The following is an 11,286-nucleotide window of genomic DNA, read 5'->3' as shown; positions in this document are numbered from 1 at the left end:
TGGGCGGCGATGAATTCGCCGTGCTGATCGGCGGCGCCGATGCCGAGCAGCACGCCCGGGATATCGCCGGCCGCCTGCTCGCTGCACTGGCGCAACCTGTGCTGTATGGCGCCGAACGCCTGACCGTAACCATCAGCATCGGCGTGGCGCTCTATCCACAGCACGCCAGCAACTTCACCAGCCTGTACAAGGCCGCCGATGAGATGCTCTACAAGGTCAAGGCCCGCGGCCGCTCGGGCTCGGCGGTCTGCGGTGAGGATGGCGAACTGAGCAGCAGCACGCGTCTGTATCTGGACGTACTGAACGTACCCAGCGGGCTCAGCTGACCGGCTCCGTCAGCGGGGCAGCGAATGCTGGCGGCATGGCCACAAGCAAGCTGCTCCAGCCTTACCCGCCCCCTCTATGGCCATCCGCCAGTCGGCCTCTGTTTATCCGTGCCATTGTGCTTATACTCGCGGCTATCTGCCTCGACCCCAGGAAGCACGCGGTGCAGCGCCTAGTCCTCTCGATTCTCCTGCTCCTCAGTCTGGTCTGTGTTGCCGTCTCGGCCAGCGCGGCCCCCATACCGCTGACGCCCGCCAGCAGCGGCAGCCTGTTAAATGGACAAACCGAGCTGCTGGAAGATGTCGATGGCCGGCTGACTATCGCCGACATGGCCGATCCGGCGATCCAGAGTCGCTTTCAACCGGCCGCCGGGCGCACCAGCGTCGGGCAGAGCCGCAACCCCTGGTGGATCAAGGTCAGCCTGCAACGCAACAGCGCGGCGCCCAGCCAGTGGTGGCTGGAAGTGGGCGCAGTCACCTTGCTCGACTTGCAGCTGTTCCTGCCAGACGCACAAGGCCTCTGGCAGACCCGCCAGGCCGGCGAGCGGGTCAGCTTCGCCGCAGGCCGCGACCACGACTATCGGCGCGCCGTGTTCCGCCTGCCGGAACTGGGCAGCCAGCCCCTGACCTTCTACCTGCGCAGCTTCGACCCGGCGGGCAACTCCTTCCCCCTGCGCGCCTGGCAGTTGCAGGACCTGGACCAGCAGGCCAAGCGCGAACACCTGAGCCTGGGTCTGATCTACGGGGTGATTCTCGCCCTGCTGCTGTACAACCTGTTTATCCTGCTGGCGCTGCGCGACCCGGCTTATCTCTGGTATGTGCTGACCATGGCGGCCTCGCTGGTGTTTATCGCCAGCATGAGCGGCCATGGCTTTCAGTATCTATGGCCCGCTGGCCCGGTGCCGGTCTGGCTGGATCGCATCAGCCTGCCCATTCTGGTCAGCCTCGGCATCCTGCGTTTCGCCCAGGAACTACTCTCCACCCGCACCACAGTGCGCATTGCCCACCACCTACTCAATGGCTGCACCCTGCTCTACCTGATGGCCCTGGCCGTCAACCTGGCGGGCTATCGCAGCGCAAGCGGCATGGTCATCGGGCTGATCCCGATTATCACGGTACCGACCCTGCTGCTCTGCGCCGCCATCCGCTGGAAGCAGGGCTTTACCCCGGCGCTGTTCTACCTGCTGGGCTACGGCGGCGTGCTGCTGAGCTTTGTGATTCTGGTGCTGCGCGCCGCCGGGCTGATCCAGCCGGGCGAATCCACCGCCTACCTGTTCCCCCTGGCCGTGGCCGCCGAAGCCATACTGTTCTCCTTCGCCCTGGCCTACCGCATTCAGATCCTCAAGCAGGAAAAAGCCGAAGCCAAGCTGCAGGCGGATCGGGAGAAAAGCGCGCGCCTGGCCTTGATCCAGGCCAATGCCGATGAGCTGCAGCAAGCCGTTACCGAGCGCACGGCCGAACTGGCCGCCACCAATGAGCGCCTGCAGCAGCGCGAACAGGCGCTGCAACACGCCGCCTTCCACGACCCGCTGACCGAGCTGCCCAATCGCCGCTATCTGATCGAACACTGCGAGGCGGCCCTGGCCAACGCCATCCGCCATGGCGAGTCGATTGCCCTGATGCTGATCGATCTGGATCACTTCAAGCCGATCAATGACCGCTTCGGCCACGATGCCGGCGATCTGATGCTGCAGGCGATCGCCCAGCGCCTGCGCGAGCATGTGCGCGCCGGCGACACCGTGGCACGCCTGGGTGGCGATGAGTTCGCGGTGCTGATCGGCGGCGCGGATGCCGAACTGCACGCCCGGGAAATTGCCGAGCGCCTGCTCGCCGAGCTGGCGCAACCGGTGCTGTACGGCGCCGAGCGGCTGACCGTGACCATCAGCATCGGCGCGGCGCTGTATCCGCAGCACGCCAGCCACTTCGCCGGTCTGTACAAGGCCGCCGACGAGATGCTGTACAAGGTCAAGGGCCGCGGCCGCTCGGGCTCCGCCGTGTGCGGCGATGATGGCGAGCTGAGCAGTAGCGCCCGCCTGCACCTGGACGTGCTGAGCGTACCGAGCGGCCTGGGCTGACAGCCTCAGAACCTGTTCACGATCTGCTGCGCGTCGGCTAAACGGCGTTGAAAACTACCTCAGAATGCTCATTTACAGCTCGTAAACTCCGCTTCCTCGGCCGTTTTCGCCACCGCCTATCTCTAGCTCGCGAGATCGTGAACAGGTTCTCAGCCCTGGTGGTAGCGCCGTGGCACGCGCTGGGTGACCTTGCTCAGCAGCTCGTAGCCGAGGGTACCGGCCGCCTGCGCCACCTCGTCCACCGGCAACTGCGCGCCCCACAGCTCGACCGCATCGCCCACCGCCGCATTCGGCAGATCGGTCAGGTCGACCGTCAACATATCCATCGACACCCGCCCGACCAACGCCACGCGCTGGCCGCGCACCAGCACCGGCGTGCCGCTGGGGGCATGGCGCGGGTAACCGTCGGCGTAACCGCAACTCACAGTGCCGATGCGCGATGGCCGCTCGGCCCGCCAGCTGCCGCCATAACCGACGCCCTCGCCGACCGCCACCTCGCGGCAGGCGATCAGCTGCGCGGTTAAGCTCATGGCCGGTTTCAAGCCCAACTCGGCAACGCCCAAGTCGGCGAAAGGCGTGGCGCCGTAAAGCATGATGCCCGGACGCAGCCAATCCATATGGGCCGCCGGAATGGTCAGGATCGCCGCCGAGTTGGCCAATGAACGCTGGGCAAAATCCAGGTCGAGCAGGTCGAGAAAGGCCTCCAGCTGCTGCTCGGTCATTTCACTGCCCCGCTCATCGGCGCAGGCGAAGTGGCTGAGCAGGTTCAGCTCGGCGACCTGGCCGGCGCCCAGCAGGCGCCCGTGCCACTCGCGCACGGCAGCTTCACTCAAGCCCAGACGGTGCATGCCGCTGTCCAGCTTCAGCCAGATATTCAACGGCCGGCTCAGGCTGGCCGCGAGCAATTGCTGCGCCTGCAGCTCGCTATGCACCACCAGATCCAGCCCCAGCTGCGCGGCGAACTGATACTCCGCCGCCTCGAAGCAGCCTTCCAGCAGCAGAATCCGCGCCGCGCCATGCAGCGCCCGCACCTCGGCGGCCTCCTCCAGGCTGGCCACGGCAAAGCCGTCGGCCTCATCAAACAGCGCCGTGACCACTTCACGCACGCCATGGCCATAGGCATTGGCCTTGACCACCGCAAAGGCCTGGCGCCCCGGCGCGCAGCGCTTGGCCACCGCATGGTTATGGCGGATGGCGCTCAGATCGATGCTGGCGATTAGGGGGCGCATGCGAAAAGGTCCTTAAAACGAAACGGGCGGCCAGTTTAACCACTGGTCGCCCGTTTTTATTGATCTGCCGCGGGATCGGCGGCGATTTCGTTGCACCAGCGAACGATCAATCCTCGTCGAACTGATAGCTGCCCGGCGCCAGGTTCTCGAAACGCGAATACTTGCCGAGGAAGGCCAGGCGCGTGGTGCCGATCGGGCCGTTACGCTGCTTGCCGATAATGATTTCGGCGACGCCCTTGTACTCGGTTTCCGGGTGATACACCTCGTCCCGGTAGACGAACATGATGATGTCGGCGTCCTGCTCGATCGCCCCGGATTCACGTAAGTCGGAGTTGATCGGGCGCTTGTTCGGGCGCTGTTCAAGCCCGCGGTTGAGCTGCGACAGCGCCACCACCGGGCAGTTGAATTCCTTGGCCAGGGCCTTCAGCGAGCGCGATATCTCGGAGATCTCGTTCACCCGGCTGTCGCCGCTGGAGCCGGGGATCTGCATCAGCTGCAGGTAGTCGACCATGATCATGCCGATCTCGCCGTGCTCGCGGGCCAGGCGCCGGGTGCGCGCCCGCATCTCCGACGGCGAGATGCCGGCGGTGTCGTCGATAAACAGCTTGCGGTCGTTGAGCAGGTTGACCGCCGAGGTCAGGCGCGGCCAATCGTCGTCGTCCAGGCGGCCGGCGCGCACCTTGGTCTGGTCGATGCGCCCGAGCGACGCGAGCATACGCATGACGATGGAGTCGGAGGGCATCTCCAGGGAGTACACCACTATGGCCTTGTCGCTGCGCAGCACGGCGTTTTCCACCAGGTTCATGGCGAAGGTGGTCTTACCCATGGACGGGCGGCCGGCGACTATGACCAGGTCCGCCGGCTGCAGGCCGCTGGTCTGCGCATCCAGATCGGTGAAGCCGGTGGACAGCCCGGTGATCGCATCGCCCGAGTTGAACAGGGTGTCGATACGGTCAATGGCCTTGACCAGAATGTCGTTGATTCCCACCGGGCCACCGCTCTTCGGCCGCGCCTCGGCGATCTGGAAGATCAGCCGCTCGGCCTCGTCGAGGATCTCCTCGCCGGTGCGGCCTTGCGGCGAGTAGGCACTGTCGGCGATTTCACCGCTGATGCCGATCAACTGGCGCAGGGTGGCGCGTTCACGAATGATCTGCGCATAGGCCTTGATGTTGGCCACCGACGGGATGTTCTTGGCCAGCTCGCCGAGATAGGCCAGGCCGCCGACTTGGGATAGTTGACCCTCCTTGTCCAGCTGCTCGGATACGGTCACCACATCGAAGGGGTGGTTACGCTCGGCCAACTTGAAGATGGCGCGGAAGATCAGGCGATGGTCGTGGCGGTAGAAGTCGCCATCTGAGACCTGATCGAGCACCCGCTCCCAGGCATTGTTGTCCAGCATCAGGCCGCCGAGCACGGCTTGCTCGGCCTCGATCGAGTGCGGCGGCACCTTCAGGGCAGAGGTTTGCAGGTCGTACTGTTCGGGAAGGCTGATGTCGTTCATAAGGCTCTGGGCGAAAATTCTGCGTGATAAAACTCTGCGTACAAAAACAAAGGGCACGGCAGCGCTTACGCAATGCCGTGCCCGATGTTAGCGAGCCCGCACCCAAGTGCAAGCCCGTTTAGCGGCCGATTAGGCTGCTACGACAACAACCCGTACGGTTGCTTCAACGTCGCTGTGCAGGTGCACGGCTACGTCGAATTCGCCAACCTGGCGAATGGTGCCGTTCGGCAGACGCACTTCAGCTTTGGCCACTTCAACGCCAGAGGCGGTCAGGGCTTCAGCGATGTCGTGAGTACCGATGGAGCCGAACAGTTTGCCTTCATCGCCCGCGGTAGCGGTGATGGTGACTTCCAGTTCAGCCAGCTGGGCAGCGCGGGATTCAGCGTAAGCTTTCTTCTCGGCAGCCAGTTTTTCCAGCTCGGCGCGACGTGCTTCAAAAGCAGCAACGTTGGCAGGGGTAGCCGCGGTGGCTTTGCCTTGCGGCAGCAGGAAGTTACGGCCGTAACCAGCCTTAACATTCACTTTATCGCCCAGGTTGCCCAGGTTGGCGATTTTTTCCAGCAGGATCAGTTCCATTTGGTAATAACCTCTTAACTTTTAACCTTCACCGTTCGCGGGGCCCGAGCCGTGCTTGCGCTCGAAGCGACCACGAAAATCAAACAGACTGTCGACAATGGCCAAAACCACCAGTAACGGATAAGTCAGCTGCATAAACAGCAACAGCGTGATGTACAACCCGACCAGCCAGAACTTCGCCAGCCGACCTTGCGCCACCAACCCATGCAACAGGGCGATGCCCGCAAACGCCAACGGCACACTGCACAACGGCGTCAACATGGCCATTTGCGAGCCCAGATTGGGCCCCAACAGCATGCCGACCAGCAGCAACATCGCCAGCGGAGTAGGCAGTCGCAACGCGCGAAACTCGCGCCCGAAACCACCCGGGTTATACAACTGCGCCTGCCAGAAGCGCCCAAGCATCAGGCTCAACAGGCTGACTATCTGCAACAACGCCGCGATCAAACCGGTCAGTACCGGTGCAATCAGGCTATCCAGGCGTGCTCGCTCATCCACCGACATCTGCTGGTGCATGCCATCGAGCATTTGCGGCATGAGCTTTTGCAGCTCAAGCGCCATTGCCTCGATGGGTTCGCGAAACTGCGCGCCCAAGATCAACCCATACACCAGGCCCAATGCCACGCTGCAGAGCAGCACACGATTCCAGGACGGGGCGGCGCGTAACAACAGCGCCAACCCCAGCGCACCGAGCAACACCAACAGGGTGCGCGGTTCACCGAAATACCACCAGCCAATGGCCGGTAGCAGGGCCCAGGCGAGGATGCCCAGGGCATCACTCCAACCGCGCCGCAGAAGCACCAGGCTTCCAGCGGCAGCACTTAACCAGAACAGCAGCGGCAATGCCGCAGAAACAACCACCACCAGGGTGGCCTGCATACGGCCGCGCATAATGAATTCAGCTAAGGCGCGCATGCAATTTATCCCTTACTTCTTGTCGAACATCCGGTCTCAGCGGCCGTGGCTGTCGGTGTAAGGCAGCAGGGCCAGGAAGCGGGCGCGCTTGATAGCGGTAGCCAGCTGACGCTGATAACGAGCCTTAGTACCGGTGATACGGCTAGGAACGATCTTGCCGGTTTCCGAGATGTAGGCTTTCAGGGTGTTGAGATCTTTGAAATCGATCTCTTTCACCTCTTCAGCGGTGAAACGGCAGAATTTACGACGACGGAAGAAACGTGCCATGAGTTGGCTCCTCAATAGATCCGTGGATTACTCGTCAGCGTTGTCGCTGTCGCTGCTGTCACTGTCATCGCCATCAACAGAATCGGCGTGTTCAGGACGGTCACGACGCTCACGACGCTCACTGCGGTTTTCTTCGGCCTTGAGCATCTCGGACTGGTCAGTAACGGCCTCGTCGCGACGGATGACCAGGTTACGGATCACGGCATCGTTGTAACGGAAGTTGTCTTCCAGCTCAGCCAGGGCTTTGCCGGTGCACTCAACGTTGAGCATCACATAGTGAGCCTTGTGGACGTTGTTGATGGCGTAAGCCAGCTGACGACGACCCCAATCTTCCAGGCGGTGAATTTTGCCGCCGTCTTCTTCGATCAGCTTGGTGTAACGCTCAACCATGCCGCCGACTTGCTCGCTCTGGTCCGGGTGAACCAGAAAGATGATTTCGTAATGACGCATAAATGCTCCTTACGGGTTGTAGCCTGCCGCCAAATGCGGTCAGGCAAGGAGTGAATGACACTGTTTGTCTTGCTGCGACAGAAGGGCACAACAGCGCCTGCCGTCGCGGCAAGGGGCGACATTCTAGTGAAGCCCCCGGGCACAAGCAAGGCGAACTGGCGATTATTTGAACAACGCGATGGGGTGCGCACGAATGACGCGCGGTTGGGCCGAGCGACACTCAGCCCAACCCAGCTTAAGGCTTGCGACTGGTGGCTTTGTGCTTGTTGCTGCGCTGACGCAGCGCCTCGAACAGACAGACCCCGGTCGCCACCGAGACATTGAGGCTGCTGACGCCGCCCGCCATCGGCAGCTTGACCAGGTAATCGCAGTGCTCGCGAGTCAGGCGGCGCATGCCTTTGCCTTCGGCCCCCATGATCAGCACGGTCGGCCCGGTCAGGTCATGCTCATACAGCTCCTGCTCGGCCTCGCCGGCCGTGCCGACCACCCACAGACCGCGCTGCTGGAGTTTCTCCAGGCTGCGCGCCAGGTTGGTCACCGCCACCAGCGGAATCACCTCGGCGGCGCCACAGGCAACCTTGCGCACCGTGGCATTCAGCGTGGCGGACTTGTCCTTCGGCACTATCACCGCCAGCGCACCGGCCGCATCGGCAGTACGCAGGCAGGCGCCGAGGTTGTGCGGATCGGTCACCCCATCCAGCACCAGCAACAAGGGCGGACCTTCGGCGCGATCGAGCAACTCGTCGAGCATCGCCTCGCCCCACACCTGGCTGGGGCTGACATCCGCCACCACGCCCTGATGCACGCCCTCGACCCAGGCATCCATCTCGCGCCGCTCACACTGACCGACCGCGACCCGCGCCTCGGCCGCCAGCGCCAGCAGGCTTTGCACCCGCGGATCGCTACGCCCCTCGGCCAGCCAGACCTGCTTGACCCGCTTCGGGTGGTGACGCAGCAGGGCTTCTACGGCATGTACGCCGTAGATCTTTTCCAACTGACTCATGATTTCGCCTTACGCTTGCGTGGCCCACCCGAAGCCGGCGCAGCACCTGACGCGGCGCCCTTGCGATGACCGCCAGCTTTAGCAGCGCCCGCCGGCTTGACCGGCTCGCTCTTAGCACCGCGGCCTTGGCCGGGCTTGCCCTTCGACTCGGCCAACAACGATTTTTTCAGCGCACGGCTTTTTTCCACATCGGTATTGCCGGCACCGGCACGCTCGCTCCGGCGTCCAGTCTTGCTGGAGGCCGACTCGAAGCCACCGCGCCGCGGGCCCGCCGGGGCGACCGCCTTGCCTTCCGCCAGTTCGAAGTCGATCTTGCGTTCATCCAGATCGACGCGCATGACCTTCACTTCCACGCTATCGCCCAGACGGAAACTGCGGCCACTGCGTTCACCGGCCAGACGATGATGGACCGGGTCGAAGTGGTAGTAGTCGCCCGGCAAGGCGGTGACATGCACCAGGCCTTCCACGTAGATGTCCTGCAGCTCGACGAACAGGCCGAAACCGGTCACCGCGGTGATCACCCCCGGGAAGGTCTCGCCGACGCGGTCCTTCATAAACTCGCATTTCAGCCAGTTCACCACATCGCGCGTGGCCTCGTCGGCGCGCCGCTCGGACATCGAGCACTGCTCACCGAGCTGCTCGAGAATGGCGTCATCGTAGGGATAGATACGCGCCTTGGGCATGATCGCCGCGCCGGCACGCTGCACGTGCGGGGTATCCTGCTTGGAGCGGATCACGCTGCGAATCGCCCGATGGATCAGCAGATCCGGGTAGCGGCGAATCGGCGAGGTGAAGTGCGCGTAAGCCTCGTAATTCAGGCCGAAGTGCCCCTGATTATCCGCGCTGTACACCGCCTGACTGAGCGAGCGCAGCATCACGGTCTGGATCAGGTGATAGTCAGGACGCTCGCGAATGCTTTCCAGCAGAGCCTGGTAATCCTTGGGCGTCGGGCCGTCCTTGGATTTGCCGCGATGCAGCGACAAGCCCAGCTCGGTCAGAAACGCCTTGAGTTTCTCCACCCGCTCGGGCGGCGGGCCGTCATGCACCCGGTACAGCGCCGGAATTTCATGCTTCTGCATAAAGGCGGCGGTGGCCACGTTGGCGGCCAGCATGCACTCTTCGATCAACTTGTGCGCATCGTTGCGCTGGGTTGGGCGAATCTCGGCGATCTTGCGCCCAGCACCGAAGATGATGCGGGTTTCCTGGGTCTCGAAGTCGATGGCACCACGCTCATGGCGCGCCGCCAGCAATACCTGGTACAGCGAATAGAGCTGCTTGAGGTGCGGCAGCACTTCCTTGTATTCGCTGCGCAACGCCTTGCCTTCACTGCTCTTGGGCTGCTCGAGCATGGCGCTGACCTTGTTGTAGGTCAGGCGCGCATGGGAATGGATCACCGCCTCATAGAACTGGTAATCGGTCATCTTGCCGGTTTTCGAAATGCTGATCTCGCAGACCATGGCCAGACGATCGACCTGCGGGTTCAGCGAGCACAGGCCGTTGGACAGCTCCTCCGGCAGCATCGGGATCACCCGCTCGGGGAAATACACCGAGTTGCCGCGCACCTGGGCCTCGGCATCCAGCGCCGAGTCGATCTTCACATAGTGGGAGACGTCGGCGATGGCCACATAGAGCTTCCAGCCGCCGGAGAACAAGCGCCAGTTGCTGCCGTTCTTCTCGCAATACACCGCATCGTCGAAGTCGCGGGCATCTTCGCCGTCGATGGTGACGAACGGCAGATGGCGCATATCGACGCGCTTCTCCTTGTCCTTCTCCTCGACTTCCGGCTTGAGCTTGCGCGCTTCCTTGACCACGGCTTCCGGCCAGACATGCGGGATGTCATAGCTACGCAGGGCGACGTCGATCTCCATGCCCGGCGCCATATAGTTGCCAACCACCTCGACCACATCGCCCTGGGGCTGGAAGCGCGGAGTCGGCCAGTGGGTGATCTTCACCTCGACGAACTGGCCCTGCTTGGCCCCGGCATTACGGCCCGGAGTGACCAGCACCTCCTGCTGGATCTTCGGATTGTCGGCGACGACAAAACCGATGCCACTTTCTTCGTAGTAGCGGCCGACTATGGATTCATGGGCGCGGGAAATCACCTCGACCACACCGCCTTCGCGCCGACCACGACGGTCGAGCCCGGTGACGCGGGCCAGCGCACGGTCGCCATCGAACACCAGGCGCATCTGCGCGGGACTCAAGAACAGGTCGTCGCTGCCATCGTCCGGGATCAGGAAACCAAAGCCATCGCGATGGCCACTGATGCGGCCCAGCACCAAGTCGAGCTTGTCCACCGGCGCATAGGTGCCGCGGCGGGTATAGATCAGCTGACCATCACGCTCCATGGCGCGCAGGCGACGCCGCAACGCCTCCAGTTGATCCTCAGTGGCCAGGCCGAACTCGTCGGCCAGCTCTTCGCGCGCTGCCGGCGAGCCACGATCGGCCAGGTGCTGCAGTATCAGCTCACGACTTGGAATGGGGTTTTCGTATTTTTCCGCTTCACGGGCGGCCTCGGGATCGAGGGATTGCCAATCGGCCATTGAGAGAGAGCTACCTTTGCGTATGTATATATGTGCGGGTCATGTGCCTATTGAAGCGCGAAAAAGGCTTCGGGGTCAGCTTTTACCGCGACATTATTTTTTTCGACGCCAGGGGTTTACAAGGCAAAAGCTCGCCCGTATAGTTCGCGCCCACAGCGTCGGACAGACGTTGTAACACGGAACGCATGAGGAATCATCGTTTCAGTGCCCAGGTGGCGGAATTGGTAGACGCGCTGGTTTCAGGTATCAGTGATCGCAAGATCGTGGAAGTTCGAGTCTTCTCCTGGGCACCAAATTCAAGAATCGAGTCACTGACTGGCTTCTTGCAATATAAACGGACGCAACGCTCCGTACCGGCAACGGTTAAGCTTGCTGCAATGCCCAGGTGGTGAAATTGGTAGACA

Annotated in this window: 10 protein-coding genes and 1 tRNA gene; 3 read left to right on the top strand and 8 right to left on the bottom strand. The window is 62.7% G+C overall.

The features are described from left to right. Together Q8Q83_RS07630 and Q8Q83_RS07625 are read left to right on the top strand one after the other, a co-directional pair. On the top strand, positions 1-326 hold a 326-nt coding region (locus tag Q8Q83_RS07630; protein ID WP_305622552.1), incomplete at its 5' end, for a GGDEF domain-containing protein. A gap of 161 nt (positions 327-487) precedes the next feature. After that, positions 488-2,398, top strand: a complete 1,911-nt coding sequence (locus Q8Q83_RS07625) for a diguanylate cyclase domain-containing protein (protein ID WP_305622550.1) — start codon at positions 488-490, stop codon at positions 2,396-2,398. A 149-nt stretch (positions 2,399-2,547) separates the two neighbouring features. On the opposite strand, the gene alr is transcribed toward Q8Q83_RS07625, so the two are convergent. From alr to rnr, 8 genes are all read right to left on the bottom strand, one after another. Beyond that, positions 2,548-3,627 carry an alanine racemase gene (alr, locus tag Q8Q83_RS07620; RefSeq protein WP_305622548.1) on the bottom strand — a complete coding sequence of 360 codons (1,080 nt, stop codon included), beginning with the start codon at positions 3,625-3,627 and terminating at the stop codon, positions 2,548-2,550. Between the two features lie 106 nt (positions 3,628-3,733). Then, the gene (dnaB, locus tag Q8Q83_RS07615) at positions 3,734-5,128 is read right to left on the bottom strand and encodes a replicative DNA helicase (protein ID WP_305622547.1); all 1,395 of its coding nucleotides are present in this window, start codon (positions 5,126-5,128) and stop codon (positions 3,734-3,736) included. Between the two features lie 129 nt (positions 5,129-5,257). Next, on the bottom strand, positions 5,258-5,704 hold the full coding sequence (gene rplI / locus Q8Q83_RS07610; protein ID WP_305622545.1) for a 50S ribosomal protein L9: 447 nt from the start codon (positions 5,702-5,704) through the stop codon (positions 5,258-5,260). 21 nt (positions 5,705-5,725) lie between these two features. Next, positions 5,726-6,619 (bottom strand): hypothetical protein, encoded by an 894-nt coding sequence (locus Q8Q83_RS07605; protein WP_305622543.1) that lies wholly within the window; start codon positions 6,617-6,619, stop codon positions 5,726-5,728. A gap of 36 nt (positions 6,620-6,655) precedes the next feature. Beyond that, complete coding sequence (gene rpsR / locus Q8Q83_RS07600; RefSeq protein ID WP_069519637.1) at positions 6,656-6,886, bottom strand: 30S ribosomal protein S18; 231 nt, start codon at positions 6,884-6,886, stop codon at positions 6,656-6,658. A 27-nt stretch (positions 6,887-6,913) separates the two neighbouring features. After that, positions 6,914-7,336 carry a 30S ribosomal protein S6 gene (gene rpsF / locus Q8Q83_RS07595; RefSeq protein ID WP_305622542.1) on the bottom strand — a complete coding sequence of 141 codons (423 nt, stop codon included), beginning with the start codon at positions 7,334-7,336 and terminating at the stop codon, positions 6,914-6,916. Positions 7,337-7,571: 235 nt separating this feature from the next. Beyond that, a complete protein-coding gene (gene rlmB, locus Q8Q83_RS07590; RefSeq protein ID WP_305622540.1) occupies positions 7,572-8,339 on the bottom strand; it encodes a 23S rRNA (guanosine(2251)-2'-O)-methyltransferase RlmB in 768 nt (255 codons plus the stop codon). After that, positions 8,336-10,882 (bottom strand): ribonuclease R, encoded by a 2,547-nt coding sequence (rnr, locus tag Q8Q83_RS07585; RefSeq protein WP_305622539.1) that lies wholly within the window; start codon positions 10,880-10,882, stop codon positions 8,336-8,338. Before rnr ends, rlmB begins: the two co-directional genes overlap by 4 nt. 206 nt (positions 10,883-11,088) lie before the next feature. On the opposite strand from rnr, the gene Q8Q83_RS07580 reads away from it, so the two are divergent. Further along, a tRNA-Leu gene (locus tag Q8Q83_RS07580) sits at positions 11,089-11,175 on the top strand. Positions 11,176-11,286 lie beyond the last annotated feature (111 nt).

The sequence above is a fragment of the Pseudomonas sp. genome, from assembly GCF_030696055.1.
Classification (GTDB): Bacteria; Pseudomonadota; Gammaproteobacteria; order Pseudomonadales; family Pseudomonadaceae; genus Aquipseudomonas.
Note: the sequence above shows the minus strand (reverse complement) of the source record. Positions and strands in the feature narration are given on the sequence as shown.

Excerpts from the sequence above, each read along its gene's own strand:
- rplI (WP_305622545.1), bottom strand. The coding sequence starts at position 5,704 with ATGGAACTGATCCTGCTGGAAAAAATCGCCAACCTGGGCAACCTGGGC.
- Q8Q83_RS07605 (WP_305622543.1), bottom strand. The coding sequence starts at position 6,619 with ATGCGCGCCTTAGCTGAATTCATTATGCGCGGCCGTATGCAGGCCACC.
- dnaB (WP_305622547.1), bottom strand. The coding sequence starts at position 5,128 with ATGAACGACATCAGCCTTCCCGAACAGTACGACCTGCAAACCTCTGCC.
- rpsR (WP_069519637.1), bottom strand. The coding sequence starts at position 6,886 with ATGGCACGTTTCTTCCGTCGTCGTAAATTCTGCCGTTTCACCGCTGAA.
- rnr (WP_305622539.1), bottom strand. The coding sequence starts at position 10,882 with ATGGCCGATTGGCAATCCCTCGATCCCGAGGCCGCCCGTGAAGCGGAA.
- alr (WP_305622548.1), bottom strand. The coding sequence starts at position 3,627 with ATGCGCCCCCTAATCGCCAGCATCGATCTGAGCGCCATCCGCCATAAC.
- rlmB (WP_305622540.1), bottom strand. The coding sequence starts at position 8,339 with ATGAGTCAGTTGGAAAAGATCTACGGCGTACATGCCGTAGAAGCCCTG.
- rpsF (WP_305622542.1), bottom strand. The coding sequence starts at position 7,336 with ATGCGTCATTACGAAATCATCTTTCTGGTTCACCCGGACCAGAGCGAG.